This is a genomic window from Pseudomonas pergaminensis, assembly GCF_024112395.2.
Taxonomy (GTDB): domain Bacteria; phylum Pseudomonadota; class Gammaproteobacteria; order Pseudomonadales; family Pseudomonadaceae; genus Aquipseudomonas; species Aquipseudomonas pergaminensis.
Genome location: NZ_CP078013.2, coordinates 4128576 through 4147203 on the forward strand (window position 1 = coordinate 4128576; position 18628 = coordinate 4147203).

The following is an 18628-nucleotide window of genomic DNA, read 5'->3' on the forward strand; positions in this document are numbered from 1 at the left end:
CTCCAGGCCGCTGCAGAACTATCTCAAGGGCTCTCCTGCGGGAGTGTTGATCATCATGAATTGGAACATCGTCCCCTCCACCGCCTTTCAAACCACCGCTGCCGTGATGTCCGCCATTGCCTTGCTCGGCTGCCAACCGCCAACGCGGGCGGACTTCATCAAGTACCCGTCGCTGCAACAACGCTGGTCGATGATCTGTGACCCGCGCAGCAATATCGCAGACGCGAATGTGGAGGGCTGCCAGCACTTTCACGAATGGCAAGCGGCCAGCCGGGGACCGGTGCTGGACAACCTGATGAATCAGCACTTGGGCAAGTGAGGCGCGCATCGCGCCAGCTTTTTTGCAGTGGGATATTGCTCGACAGAACTAAAAGTCCATAATGGACAAATTAGTTTAAATGCGGAGATCCCCATGTCCACCTCACCTCATGTGATCCACTCGGCCCAGGCCCACGAACTGCTCGCCCAGGTCGATGTACCGCAGATCCTGCGCAAGCTGTTCCGAGACCTGGCGGCCGGGCAAGCGGTGCAGCCGGCACAGCAGTGGGTAGAATTCCCCCACGCGGCGGGTGACTTCATCAACTACCTGGGCGTGCTGGCCGAGGATGGGGTGTATGGGGTCAAGACGTCGCCCTATATCGTGCGCGAGCAAGGGCCGCTGGTGACGGCCTGGACCTTGCTGATGTCGATGCAGACCGGCCAGCCAGTGCTGTTGTGCGATGCCGCCGAGCTGACCACGGCACGCACCGCCGCCACCACGGCCCTGGCAGTGGATGCGCTGGCGCCCTTGTCCGCGCGGCGTTTGGCGATCATTGGCAATGGCAAGGTCGCACAGGCGCATTTGCACTACGCCCGACACCTGCGAGACTGGCAGAGCATCAGCGTCTTTTCGCCCAGCCTGGCCAACGCCAGCGCCGAGACCACCGCAGGCATCAAGCGCCTGGACCCTCGGGTGGTCATCACGCACAGCAGCGACACGGCGGTTGAAGACGCCGACGTGATCCTGCTGTGCACCTCGTCGGCCGGGCCGGTGCTCGACCCGGCGTGCCTGAGCAAACCGGCGCTGATCACCTCGATCAGCACTAATGCCCCGCGTGCCCATGAGGTCCCGCCACAAAGTCTCAGCGCGATGCAGGTATTCTGCGACTATCGACAAACCACCCCAGGCTCGGCCGGTGAGATGCTGATCGCCGCCGAACAACACGGCTGGGACCCACGCACAGTGGTAGGTGACCTGCCTGAATTGCTCAGCGAACAGGTGCCGCGCCCGACCTACGACCGCCACGTATTCTTCCGCTCCATCGGCCTGGGCCTGGAAGACATCGCACTGGCCCATGCCCTCTGGAGACAACTATGAGCCACGCAGACTTCATCATCATCGGCGGCGGCATTGCCGGCGCGTCCACCGGTTTCTGGTTGTCGCAGCACGGCAAGGTGCTGGTGCTGGAGCGTGAAAGCCACCCGGCCTATCACTCCACCGGGCGTTCCGCCGCCCTGTATTCCGCCGCCTATGGCACCCCGCAGGTGCGCGCGCTGACCCTGGCCAGCCGGGCGTTTTTCGACAACCCGCCAGCGGGTTTCTGCGAACACCCGCTGCTGACGCCACGGGGCGAAATGACCGTGGATTTCCTCGGCGATGCGGCCGAGTTGAACGCTCAATACCTGAACGCCAAGGCCACCGTCTCCCAGGTCGAATTGCTCAGTGCCGATGAAGCCTGTGCGAAGTTGCCGATCCTGCGCCGCGAAAAAGTCCACGGCGCGCTGTATGACCCCACCGCCAGCGACATCGACACCGATGCCCTGCACCAGGGCTACCTGCGCGGTATCCGCCGCAACGGTGGCGAGGTGCGCACCGACAGCCACGTGCTCGGCTTGAGCCGCGACGCCGCCGGCATGTGGCAGGTGCACACCCAGGATGCCACCTGCACCGCGCCGGTGATCATCAATGCCGCCGGCGCCTGGGCCGACCATATCGGTGGGCTCGCCGGCGCTGCCTCCATCGGCTTGCAACCCAAGCGGCGCTCGGCCTTCATCTTCGCCGGCCCAGAAGGCGTCGACAGCCATCACTGGCCGATGCTGGTGGCGCTGGACGAATCCTTCTATATGAAACCCGACGCCGGCATGTTCCTCGGCTCGCCAGCCAACGCCGACCCGGTCGAGCCCCAGGATATCCAGCCCGAAGAACTGGACATCGCCATGGGCATCTACCAGATCGAAGAAGCCACCACCCTGACCATCCGCCGCCCGACCCGTACCTGGGCCGGCCTGCGCAGCTTTGTGCACGACGGTGACCTGCTTTCGGGGTTCGACCCGATGATACCGGGCCTGTTTTGGGTGGCGGCACAGGGCGGCTACGGCATCCAGACCTCGCCGGCCATGGGCCAGGCGAGCGCGGCCTTGGTGCGTGGCGCGCCGCTGCCGGAGGCACTGACGCAGTTCGGCCTCGACGCTGGTATGCTCTCCCCTGCCCGCCTGGAGCCGCATTGATGAACACCGCTGAACAAGACAAGGTCATGCAGAACTTCCGCGCGATGGCCGACGCCATCGCCACCCTGTTCTTCCCTCACGCCGAAGCGGTGTTGCATGACCTGCGTTCACAAAAAGTCGATTACATCGCCAACAACCTGTCCAAGCGCAGCATTGGTGATGACTCGGCACTGGAAGACATGCTCGACGCTGACGTCAGCGAAGTGAATATTGGCCCGTACGAAAAGCTTAACTGGGACGGTCAGAAAATTCGCAGCCTGAGCACCGTGCTGCACGACCACAAAGGCCGCCGGCTGGCGGTGCTGTGCATCAACCTGAATATTTCGCTGTTTGAAAACGCCAAGGCGGCGCTGGACCTGTTCCTGTCGCCGAGCAAACTGATCCCGCAACCGGACGCGCTGTTTCGCGATGACTGGCAGGAGCGTATCAATACGTTTCTGCATGCGTGGATGCGCGAGCGTCAGTTGAGCCTCAACCTGCTGACCCGTGACCACAAGCGTGAGCTGGTGCTGGCACTGCACGCCGAGGGGGCATTCAAGGGCAAGAGCGCCTCGAACTATGTGGCCAATGTGCTGGGCATGGGGCGGGCGACGGTCTACAAGCATTTGAAAGAACTGAAGGGCTGATCGGTACGGCTGGAAATACCGCCAGACAAGTGTGGGAGCGGGCTTGCTCGCGAATGCGGAGTGTCAGCCACCCGATAGGCCAACTGAGCCACCGCATTCGCGAGCAAGCCCGCTCCCACATTTAGTCCGCGTAGACCTCTCAGTCGCCGTAGATGTCGGACTTGAAGTACTGCTGCGAAATCTTCTGGTACTCACCACTGGCGCGGATGCCGTCGATCGCCGCGTTCAACTCGCTGACCAACTCGGTATTGCCCTTGCGCACGGCAATCCCGGCACCCTCGCCCACGTATTTCGGGTCCTTGAGTTCCGGGCCGACAAACGCATAGCCCTTGCCCCGTGGCATTTGCAAAAAGTCGTTCAGGGGAATGGTGTCGGCAAAGATCGCATCCAGCCGCCCGGCAGCCAGGTCCATGTAGATCTCTTCGTTATTGCTGTAGCGCTTGACGTTGATGCCCTTGGGCTCGAACACCTCGGTGGCGTAACGATCCGTGGTGGTGGCGCGTTGCACGCCGACTGTCTTGCCCTTGAGGCTGGCGTACTGGTCATCGACCACCGCGCCGTCCTTCATCACCAGGCGCGATGAGGTGAAATAGTACTTGTGGGTGAAGTCCACTGACTTCTTACGGTCTTCGTTGATGGTCATGGACGACAACGCCATGTCGATTTTCTTTACCTTGAGAGAGGGAATCAGGCCATCGAACTCCCCTTCTACCCACACACACTTGACCTTCATTTGCGCGCACAGCGCATTGCCGATGTCGTAGTCGAACCCGACGATCTTGCCTTCCTGGGTCTTGGACGCAAAGGGCGGGTAAGCCGCCTCGATGCCAATGCGCAGGGTTTTCTCGGCGGCCACCAAGTGGCTGGACGCAAGCAGGCCAAAGGCCAGGGCGGTAATGAGGGCGCGTTTCTTCATGAGGATGTTCTCGCAAGTTGTTGTTGGTTTTGGCAAGCCTGAAGAAAGAGAGGGCAGCGGTGCTTTTGTACTTATAATTCCATATTGGACTTTTACGTCTTGATCGTCAATCACGCTACCGCGCCGGTGCACACCCATGACTTTTTTGCACAACGCACCGGTGTTTTTGAGCGTTCTGCTCTGATTTATGCGTGCCTATACTCGGTCCAGCCTCTCGGTTCAGCCGGGGGCAAGTCCCACAACAATAATTAAGGACAGCCACCATGACCCAGCCCTTCCTGGCCGCTCGGGATTTTCTGCTCGCTCACCGCACCGACTACGCCACCGCCGTACGGGATTTCCGTTGGCCGCAGCTGGGCGAATTCAACTGGGCCCTGGATTATTTCGACGCCATGGCCGAGGGCAATGCGGCGAATGCGCTGTGGATCGTCGAAGAGGACGGCAGCGAGCAGCGCTACAGCTTCCAGCAATTGGCCAGGCGCTCCAACCAGGTGGCCAACCACTTGCGTGCCCTTGGCGTATGCCGGGGTGATCGTGTGCTGTTGATGCTCGGCAACGATGTGGCGTTGTGGGACACCATGCTCGCGGCCTTCAAGATCGGCGCAGTGGTCATCCCCGCCACCGCCCTGCTGAACCCGGATGACCTGCGTGACCGCATCGAACGCGGGCAGGTTCGCCATGTGGTGGTCGGCGATGCGCATGTGCACAAATTCGCCGGCCTGGCGGAGGGTTGCAGCCGTATCTGCGTGGGCTCGGCGCCTGCCGGATGGGTTTCGCACAGCGCTGCCTTTGAATACCCCGAACACTTCGAGGCCGAAGGCCGAACCTTGGCCACCGACCCGATGCTGCTGTACTTCACCTCGGGCACCACGTCCAAGCCGAAGATGGTGCTGCACAGCCACCAGAGCTACCCGGTGGGCCACCTGTCGACCATGTACTGGATCGGCCTGCAACCAGGCGACCTGCACCTGAACATCTCATCGCCCGGCTGGGCCAAGCATGCCTGGAGTTGCCTGTTCGCGCCGTGGAATGCCGGGGCGTGCATCTTTATCCATAACGTCGCGCGGTTCAGCGCACCGGCCTTGCTCAGTGCGCTGGAACGCTACGGCGTGACCAGCCTGTGCGCGCCGCCTACGGTGTGGCGCATGCTGATCCAGGAAGACCTCGCCAGCTACAAACCGCGCTTGAGCCTGCGCGAACTGGTCGGCGCCGGGGAGCCGTTGAACCCGGAAATCATCGAGCAGATCCAACACGCCTGGGGCCTGCCGCTGCGCGACGGTTTTGGCCAATCGGAAACCACTGCCCTGGTGGGCAACACCCCCGGCCAGGTGCTCAAGCCGGGTTCCATGGGCCGCCCGCTGCCGGGCTATCAAGTGGCCCTGCTTGATCCCGATGGCTGTCCCGGCACTGAGGGCGAAGTCGCCCTGCCCCTGGACGTACGCCCGCTCGGCCTGATGCTGTGCTATGAAGACAGCCCGGAAAAAACCGCCGAGGTCATGCGTGACGGTTACTACCGCACCGGCGACACCGCGCAGATCGACGCCGACGGCTACATCACCTTCGTCGGTCGCGCCGACGATGTGTTCAAGGCTTCCGACTACCGCATCAGTCCGTTCGAGCTGGAAAGCGCCTTGATCGAACACCCGGCCGTCATGGAAGTGGCCGTGGTGCCAAGCCCCGACCCGTTACGCCTGGCCGTGCCCAAGGCGTTCCTGATCCTGGCCCACGACGAACCGGGCAGCGCGGAGTTGGCCCAACACATTCTCGCCTTCGCCCGTGAGCATCTGGCGCCCTACAAGCGGGTGCGACGTATCGAGTTCGTCACCGAACTGCCCAAGACCATCTCCGGGAAGATTCGGCGAGTAGAGCTGCGGCAAATGGAAGTGCTGCGACGCCAGGGGGATGCGCGGGGTGAGCATGAGCACTTCGAGGAGGACTTCGTGCGGCCAACGGCTGAGTCGTAGTCGCACAATCCTGTTGAATACTTGCCCAATCCTCCGACTTGGCGACTAATGGATAGATAGCCCTGGCGCACTGGTCTAGAGTTCGACGATAAGCGGCCACTGCGTTCATCACTAAAACAGGCCGCACCTACCGTCGATCAGCAGGTGAGCCATGGAATTACGAATCAACCAAAAGGCCTATCAGGTGGATGCCGACGCGGACACGCCATTGCTGTGGGTGATCCGCGATGACTTGGGCCTGACGGGCACCAAATATGGCTGCGGCCTGGCCCAGTGCGGCGCGTGCTCAGTACTGGTGGACGGCAATGTGGTGCGCTCCTGCGTCACGCCGGTGGCTGGGGTGGTCGGGCGCGAAATCACCACCATCGAAGCGATTGAAACCGATGAAGTGGGCAAGCGTGTGGTCGCGACCTGGGTCGAGCATCAGGTGGCGCAATGCGGTTACTGCCAGTCCGGGCAGGTGATGGCGGCCACGGCGTTGCTCAAGCACACTCCGGCGCCCAGCAAGGCGCAGATCGACGCGGCAATGATCAACCTGTGCCGCTGCGGCACCTATAACGCCATCCACGCGGCCGTCGACGACCTGGCCAAGCAGGGGGGTGTCTGATGAACCTCATCAACGAACTGCTCGATGCACCGGTGAACCTGTCGCGCCGCCGCTTTCTGGCGAGTACGGCCGTGGGTGCGCTGGTCATTGGTTTTGGCCTGCCACTGGGCTCGGGCCGGGTACAAGCCGCCACCACCGCCGAACGCGGCACCCAGGTGCCGGCCTTCCTGGAGATTCGTCCGGACGGCACGGTGCGCCTGCTCAGCCCCTTCATGGAAGGCGGGCAAGGCACGCACACCGCCATGGCGCAGATTGTCGGTGAAGAGCTGGACGCCGACCCCGCCACATTCATCGTCGAGGCCGCACCGCCCGGCGAAGCCTACGTGGTGATGGAAAACGGTATGCGCATCACCGGCGGCAGCATGTCGGTGCGCATGAGCTACCCGACCATGCGCCGCCTGGGCGCCCTCGCCCGCGCGATGCTGCTGCAGGCCGGCGCCCAGCAGTTGGGCGTGCCGGTGAGCGAACTGACCACCCAGCCGGGTCGCGTGGTGCACGCGGCGTCCGGCCGGTCGCTGGGCTACGGTGAGCTGGCCGGTCGCGCCCTGGACATGCCAGTGCCCGACCCGGCCAGCATCATCCTGCGCGACCCGAGCCAGTTCCGCTGGATCGGCAAGCCAGTCAAACGCCTGGACGCCTACGATAAATCCACCGGCAAGGCGCTCTACAGCATCGACCTGAAAGTCGACAACATGCTCCACGCCGCGGTACAGCATGCACCACGCCTGGGCATGACCGTGGGCAGCCTGCGCAATCAGTCGCAGGTCGAAGGGATGAAAGGCGTGCATTCGGTGCACGTGCTGCCCGGCGCGGTGGCCGTGGTGGCTGAGCGCTGGTGGCACGCCAAGCGTGCGGTAGAAGCAATCCAGGTCGACTGGCAGGAAGCGGCTGCCGACTCGGCACTGCGGGTCATGCCGGCGGATTTTTCCAGCGACAAGCACTTCGAGTTCCTCGCTGCCCAGCAAGGGCCGGCCCGTGATGACGAGAACGAAGGCGACGTGGCCGCCGCGCTCAAAGGCGCCAAGACCCAGGTCGAAGCGACGTACCACAACCAGTACCTCAACCACGGCCAGTTGGAGCCACCCTCCGCCCTGGCACGCTTCAACCCCGACGGCACCCTGGATATCTGGCTGCCCAACCAGGCGCCGGACATGTTCCGCGGCGATATCGCCAAGCGCACCGGCCTGGACCCTGCGCAGATCAACCTGCACTCGCCGTTGCTCGGCGGTTTTTTCGGCCGGCATTTCCTGTATGACTCGGCCAACCCCTACCCGCAGGCCATCGCGCTGGCCAAGGCGGTGGGCCGTCCGGTCAAGCTGATCTGGAGTCGTGAGGAAGAGTTCCTGCGCGATGTATTGCGCCCGGTGGCGGTGGTCAAGTTCCGCGCCGGTCTGGATGATAAAGGCCTGCCGGTGGCCATCGAAGCGGTCAGCGCCACCGAAGGCCCGACCGAAGCCCTCGCCGGCAAACAGGGCGACAAGATCGACCCCACGGCGGTCGAAGGGTTGTCGGGCAAGTCCTATGCAATCCCCAACAAACGCATCGCGCAGATCTACGTCAAAGGCGCGCCCATGCTCGGCTACTGGCGATCGGTGGGCAATTCGCTGAATGACTTTTTCTACGAGTCGTTCCTCGACGAGCTCGCGGACAAGGGCAAACATGACCCCTATGAGTTGCGCCTGCACCTGCTGCGCGACAACCCACGGCTGACCACCTTGCTGCAAGCGGCGGTTGAGTTGTCCGGCGGCTGGAAGCGCGGCCCTTTCACCGCCGAAGACGGCAGCCGGCGCGCACGCGGTGTGGCCATGGCCTCGCCGTTCGGCTCCCATACGGCGGCGATCGCCGAAGTGTCCATCGAGAATGGCAAGGTCAGGGTGCACGATATCTGGCAGGCCATCGACCCAGGCAGCATCGTCAACCCGGCGATTGTCGAGGCGCAGGTCAATGGCGCCGTGGCGTTGGGCTTGTCCCAGACCTTGCTGGAAGAAGCGGTGTACGTGGATGGCAAGCCCCGGGCGCGCAACTACGACCTTTACCCGATCCTGGCGCCTGCGCAAATGGCGCGGGTGCATGTACGGGTGGTTGAAAGTGGTGAAAAGATGGGCGGTATCGGCGAGCCGCCGTTGCCGGCCGTGGCACCGGCCGTGGCCAATGCGGTGGCGCAGTTGACGGGCCAGCGTGTTCGCAGCCTGCCAATGAGCCGACACACCTTCAGCTGACCTTCAGGAAACGCCTATGAACAACCGTCGATTCGCAAGAACCGCAGGCTGGCTGGCGCTGCCCTGCCTGGTCGCGGCAGGCCTGCTGGCCTGGTACGTCACCCGTGAGCCTGCTACACCGTTCGAACAGGCGCAGGCCGCCGCCCCCTTCGAGCCCGCCCTGGTCAGCCGTGGCGAATATGTCGCCCGCCTCAGCGACTGCGTGGCCTGCCACAGCCTGGCGGGCAAGGCGCCGTTCGCCGGCGGCCTGGAAATGGCTACACCGCTGGGGGCTATCCACGCCACCAACATCACGCCGGACAAGCAGACAGGGATCGGCACTTACAGCCTGGCCGATTTTGACCGTGCGGTGCGCCATGGCGTAGCACCCGGTGGCCGACGGCTCTACCCCGCCATGCCCTACCCGTCCTACGTCAAACTCAACGACGACGACATAAAAGCGCTGTATGCGTTCTTCATGCAGGGCGTGCAACCGGCCAACCAGCCGAATATCCCCAGTGATATTCCGTGGCCGCTCAACCTGCGCTGGCCTATCGCGTTGTGGAACGGCGTGTTCGCCCCCACCGCCCCCTACGCGGCGAAACCGGATCAGGACGCGCTGTGGAACCGCGGCGCGTATATCGTCCAAGGCCCCGGCCACTGCGGCAGTTGTCACACGCCGCGCGGGCTGGCGTTCAATGAGAAAGCCCTGGACGAATCCGGCGCGCCGTTCCTTGCCGGCGGCCTACTCGATGGCTGGTATGCACCGAGCCTGCGCCAAGACCCCAACACCGGGCTGGGGCGCTGGAGCGAGGCGCAGATCGCGCAGTTCCTCAAGACCGGGCGTAATGCCCATGCGGTGGTCTACGGTTCGATGACCGAAGCGTTCAACAACTCCACGCAGTTCATGCAGGACGACGACCTGGCCGCTATCGCCCGTTACCTCAAGTCACTGCCTGGCGACCCACAGCGTGACGGCACACCCTGGCAATATCAGGCAGTGGCGGCGGTTCAAGACGCCCCCGGCGCCCATACCTATGCCACCCGTTGCGCCTCTTGCCATGGTCTCGACGGCAAGGGCCAGCCCGAGTGGATGCCGCCCCTGGCCGGCGCCACGTCAGCACTGGCGAAAGAAAGCGCCTCGGCGATCAACATCACCCTCAACGGCTCGCAACGCGTGGTAGCGGCCGGCGTGCCGGATGCCTACCGTATGCCGGCCTTCCGTGAGCAATTGTCCGACGCGGAAATCGCCGATGTACTGAGTTACGTGCGCAGCACCTGGGGCAATAACGGTGGCGCGGTCGATGCGAAGGCAGTGGGCAAGCTGCGCGGGCACACTGACCCGGCGAGCAGCAGCCCGATCATCCTGCACATGCGCTGAGTTCAGGGCTTCAGGTTTTTCACGCTGGCAAACGTTGCCTCTCCCCGCGCCTGCTCCAATACGCTCATGGGCGCGGGCGTAGGCAACGCATGCATCACCGGCTTGAGCACGATGGATCGCTCGCTGTCGGTGACGGAGCGCTCGTCGCTGGGCGGTACACCGAAGTATTCGCGGTAGCACTTGGAGAAGTGCGGCGTGGACACAAAGCCGCAGAGCACGGCCAGCTCCACGATGGAAATGGGTGTCTGCTTGAGCAACTGCCGCGCCCGGATCAGCCGCAGCCTGAGGTAGTAGCGCGACGGCGAACAGTGCAGGTATTTCTGGAACATGCGCTCAAGCTGACGACGCGACAACGTGACATACGCAGCCAGCTCATCCAGGTTGATCGGTTCCTCCAGGTTGGCCTCCATCAACGCGACGATTTCCTGCAGCTTGGGCTGCTGGGTGCCGAGCATGTGCTTGAGCGGCACACGCTGATGGTCCTGCTCGTTGCGGATGCGCTCGTACACAAACATGTCGGAGATGGCCGCCGACAACTCATGCCCGTGATCCCGGCCGATCAGGTGCAACATCATGTCCAACGGCGCCGTGCCGCCCGAGCTGGTGAGACGGTCCCGGTCGAGGCTGAACAGGCTGGAACTGACCGTCACACGAGGAAAGGCCTCCTGCATGGTCGCCAACCATTCCCAGTGCACGCTGCATTCATAGCCATCCAGCAAACCGGCGCGTGCCAACACAAAGCTACCGGTACAGATACCGCCCAGTCGCTTGGCGTAACGCGCCTGGCTGCGCAACCACTTGACCAGCTCACCCGTCACGGTGCCCTGGATGCCGATGCCACCGCAGACAATCACAATGTCGGCGGACGGCACGCTGAGAATCGAACCGTCCGGCGTGATGGGCACGCCGTCACTGGCCCACACGGGATTGCCGTCCGGGCTCGCGGTGTGCCATTTGTAGAGTTCCTGACCCGAGAGCTGGTTGGCCATGCGCAAGGGCTCGACCGCCGAGGCCAGTGACATCAGGGTGAACTGGTCCAGCAGCAAGAACACGATGCTGCTTACGGGGCGGCCACTCATGGCGGTGAGGCTGCGGCCACTGGTTTTTGCGTGCGTTCGGGTTGCCGCGCGGTGAGCAAGCCGACCAGGGAAATCATCAGGGCCAGGCCGATGGTCGATGACACTTCAAAACGGTGTTCAGGCGTGACCAGCATCACCGTCAATGCGGCACAGATGAACGCAATGACCAGCCAGGTCAGCCAGGGAAACAGCCACATCCGGAAGGTGAGCGTGACGTTGCGCTGTCGCAGGATCTTGCGCATGCGCAACTGCGACACGGCGATCACCAGGTACACCAGCAAGGCAATGGCGCCCGAACTGGCCAGCAGAAACTGGAACAACCCGGCCGGCGCGAAGTAACTGAACAAGGTCACGCCCGCGCCCAGGATGGTGCTGGCAATCACCGCGGCCCTCGGCACGCTGGCCGCCGAGGTCTTCTTCATCAACGTGGGGGCATCCCCGCGCTTGCTCAGGGAAAACAGCATGCGCGAGGCAATGTAGATGGAGGAATTCATGCAACTGGCCACAGCGATCAACACCACCCCATCAACCAGCAGCTTGGCGTGGGGAATATTCATCAGCTCCAGGGCGCGCTGATAAGAACCTACCGAGGCAAGCAACGGGTCATTCCACGGCACTACGGAAATCACCACGAAGATCGACAACAGGTAGAACACACCAATGCGCCACATCACCGAGCGCGTGGCCCGGGCGATGTTCTGCGCCGGGTTACTGGACTCGGCCGCCGCGATGGTGACCGCCTCAGTGCCGATAAAACTGAACATGATGGTGATAAAGGCCCCAACCACCGCCGACAGTCCGTTGGGCGCGAAACCGCCGTGTTCCTCCATCAACCGGCTCAACCCACTGACCTCACGCTCGGGAATCCAACCCATCAGCACCGCAAAGCCCAAGCCGATGAAGCCGATGATCGCGATCACCTTGGCCATGGCGAACCAGAACTCGAACTCGCCGTACTTGGACACGCTGAACAGATTGGTGACCACCAACAAAAAGATCGACAACAAGGCAAACAGCCAAGCGTCGATCTGCGGGAACCACTGGTTGAGGATATGCCCGGCGGCCAGGGCCTCGATGGGGATCACCAGCACCCAGAACCACCAGTACAACCACCCGATGGTGAAGCCGGCCCAGCGCCCGATGGCCTGGTCGGCATAGGTCGAGAAAGATCCGGTATCGGGGTTGGCCACCGCCATCTCCCCGAGCATGCGCATGACCAGCACCACCAGCGTGCCAGAGAACAGATAAGCCAGCAGCACCGACGGCCCCGCCGCCGCAATCGCATGCCCGGAACCGACAAACAACCCCGCGCCGATAATGCCTGCAATGGAAAGCATGGTCACATGACGCGGCTTGAAGCCTTGCGCCAACTGGCCGTTGGAATCGTTGGAATTCAGGCTATTCATTGTTTTTGTTGTTCTCGGTGATCGACGTCAAGGTGTACTGACTGAAGAGTCAGGCGATCATCATTTCTTAATGATGGGTCACCTTACGCGGCCTGAGTTCATCAAAAATAGCCTGGGAGCGGCGGGAGTTGGTCTGATATCGACATTAGGCTGGGCAAAAACCAGAAGGCAACTTTGGAAAGGCATGGTGTTTCCAGGTCAGCAACCCATGGAGTAGGCTCTGTCAAAGCAGTACTCCAACATTGGCAGGACGCTTGCAATGCCTAACGACAGCAACTACGCGAAAGATCCCATTCGCCAAGCCACACCCGACGACGTGCGTGCCCTGATCGAACTGGACGCCTACGCAACCGCCCACACCCATCGCCGCGTGTTCATCCATGACGCCGTGGTTCGCCAACAATGCCTGGTTGCCGTCGACACCGCTGGCCGATGCGCCGGTTACCTGGTGCTGACCCATGACTTTTTCGATCATGGCTTTGTGGCGCTGGTCGTCGTGTCGCCGGCGCATCAGCGTCAAGGTGTGGCGCTGCGGTTGCTGACGGCGGCGCAGGCGGCATGCAAGACGCCCAAGCTGTTTGCTTCGACCAATGCGTCAAACACCGCAGCCCAGGCGTTGTTTGCAAAGGCTGGATTCGTGCCGAGCGGGCAGATCGACAACCTGGACGACCACGACCCTGAGCAGGTGTATGTGAAATTCATCAACCCCCTGTGATTGCGTTCCCATCGGTTCCACGCCCCCTCCATCGACCCCCCGTAAAACTCCCCCCTTGTGCACACTGGCGCCTCCCAAAACAGCGACAACGTTTTAGAGGTTTCCATGCTCCGAACTCTTGCGACTAGCCTTCTGCTGATGTCGGCGCCCCCGGCGATTGCAACGCCGCTCACGGCCGAACAGCTTTCGGCCATCGACCGTTATGTAACCTCGCACTCCTCGAAGAGTCGCTGCGACTGCACACGGCCCGCCTGAAACGGCTGCCAAGGTTCTGGGTGCCGCTGCAACAGCGCGCGCCAAAGTGGGTGCTGGCGCTGTGGATCATCGGCGTTTTCGTGTCACTGGCGACGCAATGCTGGTGCCATTGGTTCGTGACCGCGCCGCTGATCTGCGTGTTGATCGTCGCAGAAATCGTGATCGACGAGGCGCAGATGACACTTCAGTTGCGCACCGATGCCGTTCGCGATTCGCTGCGAGCAGCGCGTGGCGGCTATTCATATGCCTGATATCGTAGGGCGAGGGACAAGCCCGCTCACCACAATCGCTCGGAAACCTTGAGCAGAAGGCTATGCCTACCGGGAAACCAATCCCGGATTGAACATCCCCTCAAAACGCACCTTGTTCGCCGCGTAATACGCCGCCACCGCCTTGTCTGCCGTACTCTCCCGCGCCTGCATCATCAGCGCTTCGAGGTCGGCCTGAGGGATCGAGAAATGCGCAAAGAAGTACGCCACCTCGGGGTGTTCCTGGCTGAAGCCTTTACGGGCCATGGCGTGGATCTGCTCCGCGCCGCCGAAAATCTGCTTGGGATCGTCCAGGTAGCGCAGCGACCATTTGGAGAACATCCAGTGCGGGCTCCAAGCGTTGACCAATGACCACTTGTCGCGCTTGAGGTTGCGGTCCAGCTCGTTGAGCATGCCGCTTTCCGAAGACCCCACCAGTTTGTAGCCCCTCAGCTTGTAATCCTCAATCGCCTTGACGGTGAGCTTGTACTGGCCGTTGCCGACTTCGGAGGTAAAGATCTTGCCGTCGAACTTCTCGCGGATCCCGGGCTTATTCAGGTCTTCCACGCTGGCCACTTCCGCCACCGGCACCGAAGTGGGTACAGCCATGCCGATTCGCCCTTCATACAGCACGCCAAGGTCTTCAAGCCGGTCCTTGTACTTGTCGTAGAACGCCTTGTGGGTGCTGGGCAGCCAGACCATCGGGATCAGGTCAATGTTGCCGTTGGCCAGTGCCTGGAACTGGATGCCAATGTCGGCCATCACCAGCTTGACCGGTTGCTTGAGGTGCTCCTGCAACGCGGTACTGGCGAGTTTGACGGTGATTTCCGTATCGGACCAGTTCACCCAACCGATGCGTACCGGTGGTTTTTGCTCCGCATGGGTCAGTGCAGCACTGGCACCCAGCGCAAGGCCGAGCAGGTAGGCACAGGCTTTTTTCCGATAGCGCACTTGAGTAGTCATCAGGCGTCCTCCTAGGGGGTGAAGGCGATCTTAGCGACGACTTCCGGGCCTCGCAATAAAAATGTACATACGTGTCGTCTATTATTGACACCTATGTACATTTACCCTAATTTCAAATCGCCCAGCCTGATGATGCCCACGACGGAGCACACCCCGATGTCCAGCGATCCCCTGCTGCAGCCCTACACGATCAAGCACCTGACCCTGCGCAATCGGATCATGACCACCGCCCACGAACCGGCCTACCCGGTGGACGGCATGCCGCAGGCGTTGTACCGCGCGTACCACGTCGAACGTGCCAAGGCCGGCGTGGCCTTGACCATGACTGCAGGCTCTGCCGCGGTATCGCGTGACAGCCCGCCGGTGTTCAATAACGTGCTGGCTTACAAGGACGAGGTAGTCGGCTGGCTGAAGGACCTGACGGATGAGTGCCACGAACACGGCGCGGCCGTGATGATCCAGCTGACGCACCTGGGTCGTCGCACACGCTGGGACAAGGCGGATTGGCTGCCGGTGGTTTCGCCGTCGCACCGTCGCGAAGCCTCACACCGCTCCTTCCCGAAGAAGATGGAAGACTGGGACATCGAGCGGATCATCAAGGACTACGTCGACGCCGCCGAGCGCATGCAGGCGGCCGGGTTGGATGGCCTGGAACTGCAAGCCTACGGGCATTTGATGGACCAGTTCTGGTCGCCGCTCACCAATGACCTCGACGGCCCGTACGGCGGCTCGCTGGAGAACCGCATGCGGTTTACCTTCGATATCCTGCGCGGCATTCGCCAGCGGGTCGGGGAACACTTTCTATTGGGCGTGCGCTACACCGGCGACGAAGCCTTGCCGGGCGGGTTTACTGCCAACGAAGGCTTGCAGGTGTCGCACATGCTTAAGGACAGCGGGCTGGTGGATTTCCTCAATGTGGTACGTGGGCATATCGACACGGATGCGGGGCTCACCGATGTGATTCCTATCCAGGGCATGCGCAACTCGCCGCACCTGGATTTTGCCGGCGAGATTCGCGCGTCCACCGGGTTTCCCACTTTCCATGCGGCAAAAATCCCGGATGTCGCCACCGCGCGTTATGCCATTGCCTCGGGCAAGGTGGACATGGTCGGCATGACCCGCGCCCACATGACCGACCCGCATATCGTGCGCAAGATCATCGAGCGCCGCGAAGAAGACATTCGGCCCTGCGTCGGCGCCAATTACTGCCTGGACCGTATCTACCAGGGTGGCGCGGCCTACTGCATCCACAACCCGGCGACCGGCCGCGAAACCAGCATGCCCCATGACATTCCCAAGGCGGCGGTGAAGCGCAAGGTGCTGATAATCGGCACGGGCCCGGCCGGGCTGGAAGCGGCGCGGGTGGCCGGAGAGCGTGGTCACGACGTCACCGTGCTGGAGGCCGCCGACCGGCCCGGTGGGCAGATCCGCCTGACGGCATTGAGTGAGCGGCGTCGCGAGATGATCGGCATCATCGATTGGCGCATGGCCCAGTGCGAACGCCTCGGCGTTCGGTTCCACTTCAACACCTGGGCCGAAGCCGAGACAGTGCTGGCCCACGAGCCGGACCTGGTGATTGTCGCCACCGGCGGCATGCCGCACACCGAGGTGCTGGCCCAGGGGAATGAGCTGGTGGTCTCGACCTGGGACATCATTTCCGGCGACGTCAAGCCGGGGCGTCACGTGCTGATATTCGATGACGCCGGCGACCATGCCGCCCTGCAAGCCGCCGAGGTGATCGCGCAGAGTGGCGCCAGCGTCGAAATCGTCACCCCGGACCGCGCGTTCGCCCCGGAAGTCATGGCCATGAACCTGGTGCCCTACATGCGCAGCCTGCAAGACCTGGACGTGACCTTTACCGTGACCTACCGGGTCGAAACGGTGGAGAAACACGACGGTCGGCTGCTCGTCAGCTTTGGCAGCGACTACGGCAAGGTGCACAAGCAGCGGGTGGTCGATCAAGTGGTGGTCAACCACGGTACCCTCCCCCTGGACGACCTGTACTTCGACCTGCGCGCGCATTCCAGCAATGGTGGGGCCGTGGAGCAACACGACTTGATTGCCGGGAACCCGCAGAACATCGTGACCAACCCTAACGGCCGCTTCCAACTGTTCCGGATCGGCGATGCCGTAGCCGCGCGCAATACCCATGCGGCGATCTATGATGCATTGCGGTTGGTTAAAGACCTGTAAAGAACACCGAGCCCTCTGTTGGCGCTTTTGGCGGTCATGTCTGCCAACACAGCCGATCCCCTTGTGGGAGCTGTCGAGCTTTAGCGAGGCTGTGAAGGCGGTGGGTCAGGCGATAAAAATGCCAGCAGTGCCGCCGCCTTCGCAGCCTCGCTGGGGCTCGACAGCTCCCACACGAGTGCTTCGTCGTGGCACAAATCCCACCCACACAACCGATCCCCTGTGGGAGCTGTCGAGCTTTAGCGAGGCTGCGAAAGCGGTGGATCAGTCGATAAAAATGCCCGCAGTGCCGCCGCCTTCGCAGCCTCGCTGGGGCTCGACAGCTCCCACACTAGTGTTTCGTCGTTGCACAAATCCCACCCACACCACCGATCCCGTGTGGGAGCTGTCGAGCTTTAGCGAGGCTGCGAAGGCGGTGGGTCAGGCGATAAAAATGCCAGCAGTACCGCCGCCTTCGCAGCCTCGCTGGGGCTCGACAGCTCCCACATTAGATCTCCGTCGCCGCCAAGATTGCGCCAACACAACCGATCCCTTGTGGGAGCTGTCGAGCTTTAGCGAGGCTGCGAAAGCGGTGGGTCAGGCGATAAAAATGCCCGCAGTGCCGCCGCCTTCGCAGCCTCGCTGGGGCTCGACAGCTCCCACACTAGATCTCCGTCGCCGCCAAGACTGCGCCAACACAACCGATCCCCTGTGGGAGCTGTCGAGCTTTAGCGAGGCTGCGAAGGCGGTGGGTCAGGCGATAAAAATGCCCGCAGTGCCGACACCCCCCACACTTAGATCCATGTCGCGGCTGACACTGCGTCCGTGCTCTTTTACTCGGCGCCAGCTGTCGGTTCGTCAAAGGTGTCAGTCAATGGCACAAACACCCCCGGCGAGGTTTCGGCGTAGCCAAACGCCCCATAGAAGCGGTCCAGTTCGCGCCGCTTCAAGGCTTTGCCGGTGAATACGCTGACGTACTGGGGAATTCGCCGGAACCGCACCACCACGTCTTCGGTGGTTTTCATCGAGATGTAGCCGATCTGTGTGAGGTAGATGGTTCGCGCGCGCACATCGGCGGCTTCGTCATCGTAGCCAAAGCGCCGGAACATGCCGGCCAAGGCGTTGATGCGAGTGTCGTCGGCCAGGGCGATTTCGGCGCTGACCTCCCCCGACTGCATTGCCCAACTGCGCACGGCAAATTCGAACTGCGAGTCGAACAGTTCCGGGTTCAGCCAGCATTCGAAGACGTTGAGGATCGCCTCGCAAATACTTTCGGCATAACGCTCGCACTGGCGCACCAGGTTGCCGGTGTTCTTGTCGCGCCAACGGGTCAGCAACGCGGCGAGCAGTTGCTCGCGGTCTTCATAGAACCAATAGAAACTGGTACGCGACAAGCCCAGTTGCTTGGCCAGCGGCATGACGCGCACGGCGTCGATGCCGGACTCTTTCAGCGCTATGTACGCGGCGTCCAGCCACACGTCGACCGAGCCTCGCCAGCCCGTGTCCTGGGTCTTGCCTCGGGGTTTTGCGATCATCCGGGTCACCTTGCCTGGGAATTGCAGGCCACTCTACACGCCCAGCTGCATGGTGCACAGGGAGTGTACAGCGACGTAC

The 18628-nt window shown here is 62.4% G+C and carries 16 protein-coding genes; 11 read left to right on the forward strand and 5 right to left on the reverse strand.

Features of this window, described 5'->3' with window-relative positions:
• The first annotated feature begins 55 nt into the window (after positions 1–55).
• The 4 genes from KUA23_RS18595 (at position 56) to KUA23_RS18610 (ending at position 3113) form a co-directional block, all read left to right on the forward strand.
• On the forward strand, positions 56–319 hold the full coding sequence (locus KUA23_RS18595; protein WP_223204463.1) for a hypothetical protein: 264 nt from the start codon (positions 56–58) through the stop codon (positions 317–319).
• A 93-nt stretch (positions 320–412) separates the two neighbouring features.
• Positions 413–1357: an ornithine cyclodeaminase family protein gene (locus KUA23_RS18600; RefSeq protein ID WP_252992603.1), complete on the forward strand. Its 945-nt coding sequence runs from the start codon at positions 413–415 to the stop codon at positions 1355–1357.
• A complete protein-coding gene (locus KUA23_RS18605) occupies positions 1354–2487 on the forward strand; it encodes an NAD(P)/FAD-dependent oxidoreductase (RefSeq protein ID WP_252992604.1) in 1134 nt (377 codons plus the stop codon). Before KUA23_RS18600 ends, KUA23_RS18605 begins: the two co-directional genes overlap by 4 nt.
• Entirely contained in the window at positions 2487–3113 is a 627-nt protein-coding gene (locus KUA23_RS18610; RefSeq protein WP_078049123.1) for a helix-turn-helix transcriptional regulator, read from the forward strand. The genes KUA23_RS18605 and KUA23_RS18610 overlap by 1 nt, the downstream gene beginning before the upstream one ends.
• Before the next feature lie 139 nt (positions 3114–3252).
• On the opposite strand, the gene KUA23_RS18615 is transcribed toward KUA23_RS18610, so the two are convergent.
• A complete protein-coding gene (locus tag KUA23_RS18615; protein WP_099491894.1) occupies positions 3253–4029 on the reverse strand; it encodes an ABC transporter substrate-binding protein in 777 nt (258 codons plus the stop codon).
• A 263-nt stretch (positions 4030–4292) separates the two neighbouring features.
• On the opposite strand from KUA23_RS18615, the gene KUA23_RS18620 reads away from it, so the two are divergent.
• The 4 genes from KUA23_RS18620 to KUA23_RS18635 all read left to right on the forward strand — a co-directional run bounded on the left by KUA23_RS18620 (position 4293) and on the right by KUA23_RS18635 (position 10179).
• The gene (locus KUA23_RS18620) at positions 4293–5993 is read left to right on the forward strand and encodes an AMP-binding protein (RefSeq protein WP_252992605.1); all 1701 of its coding nucleotides are present in this window, start codon (positions 4293–4295) and stop codon (positions 5991–5993) included.
• Between the two features lie 151 nt (positions 5994–6144).
• Positions 6145–6600, forward strand: a complete 456-nt coding sequence (locus tag KUA23_RS18625) for a (2Fe-2S)-binding protein (protein WP_010211243.1) — start codon at positions 6145–6147, stop codon at positions 6598–6600.
• Positions 6600–8819 carry a xanthine dehydrogenase family protein molybdopterin-binding subunit gene (locus tag KUA23_RS18630; RefSeq protein ID WP_099491896.1) on the forward strand — a complete coding sequence of 740 codons (2220 nt, stop codon included), beginning with the start codon at positions 6600–6602 and terminating at the stop codon, positions 8817–8819. Before KUA23_RS18625 ends, KUA23_RS18630 begins: the two co-directional genes overlap by 1 nt.
• Positions 8820–8835: 16 nt before the next feature.
• Positions 8836–10179 (forward strand): c-type cytochrome, encoded by a 1344-nt coding sequence (locus KUA23_RS18635; protein WP_252992606.1) that lies wholly within the window; start codon positions 8836–8838, stop codon positions 10177–10179.
• A gap of 2 nt (positions 10180–10181) precedes the next feature.
• Here KUA23_RS18635 and gbdR read toward each other — a convergent pair whose 3' ends face one another.
• Entirely contained in the window at positions 10182–11258 is a 1077-nt protein-coding gene (gene gbdR, locus KUA23_RS18640) for a choline metabolism transcriptional regulator GbdR (RefSeq protein ID WP_252992607.1), read from the reverse strand.
• The gene (gene gabP, locus KUA23_RS18645) at positions 11255–12664 is read right to left on the reverse strand and encodes a GABA permease (protein ID WP_252992608.1); all 1410 of its coding nucleotides are present in this window, start codon (positions 12662–12664) and stop codon (positions 11255–11257) included. The genes gbdR and gabP overlap by 4 nt, the downstream gene beginning before the upstream one ends.
• Positions 12665–12923: 259 nt before the next feature.
• Here gabP and KUA23_RS18650 point away from each other — a divergent pair, with 259 nt between their 5' ends.
• Both KUA23_RS18650 and KUA23_RS18655 read left to right on the forward strand, forming a co-directional pair.
• A complete protein-coding gene (locus tag KUA23_RS18650; RefSeq protein ID WP_078049130.1) occupies positions 12924–13379 on the forward strand; it encodes a GNAT family N-acetyltransferase in 456 nt (151 codons plus the stop codon).
• 230 nt (positions 13380–13609) lie between these two features.
• Positions 13610–13885 carry a hypothetical protein gene (locus KUA23_RS18655; protein WP_428847464.1) on the forward strand — a complete coding sequence of 92 codons (276 nt, stop codon included), beginning with the start codon at positions 13610–13612 and terminating at the stop codon, positions 13883–13885.
• Between the two features lie 66 nt (positions 13886–13951).
• On the opposite strand, the gene KUA23_RS18660 is transcribed toward KUA23_RS18655, so the two are convergent.
• Positions 13952–14845 carry a glycine betaine ABC transporter substrate-binding protein gene (locus tag KUA23_RS18660; RefSeq protein ID WP_252992609.1) on the reverse strand — a complete coding sequence of 298 codons (894 nt, stop codon included), beginning with the start codon at positions 14843–14845 and terminating at the stop codon, positions 13952–13954.
• 156 nt (positions 14846–15001) lie between these two features.
• Here KUA23_RS18660 and KUA23_RS18665 point away from each other — a divergent pair, with 156 nt between their 5' ends.
• Positions 15002–17038 carry an NADH:flavin oxidoreductase gene (locus tag KUA23_RS18665; protein ID WP_078050950.1) on the forward strand — a complete coding sequence of 679 codons (2037 nt, stop codon included), beginning with the start codon at positions 15002–15004 and terminating at the stop codon, positions 17036–17038.
• Positions 17039–17847: 809 nt separating this feature from the next.
• Here the strand turns inward: KUA23_RS18665 and KUA23_RS18670 are convergent.
• Entirely contained in the window at positions 17848–18549 is a 702-nt protein-coding gene (locus tag KUA23_RS18670; protein WP_252992610.1) for a TetR/AcrR family transcriptional regulator, read from the reverse strand.
• Positions 18550–18628: the final 79 nt, after the last annotated feature.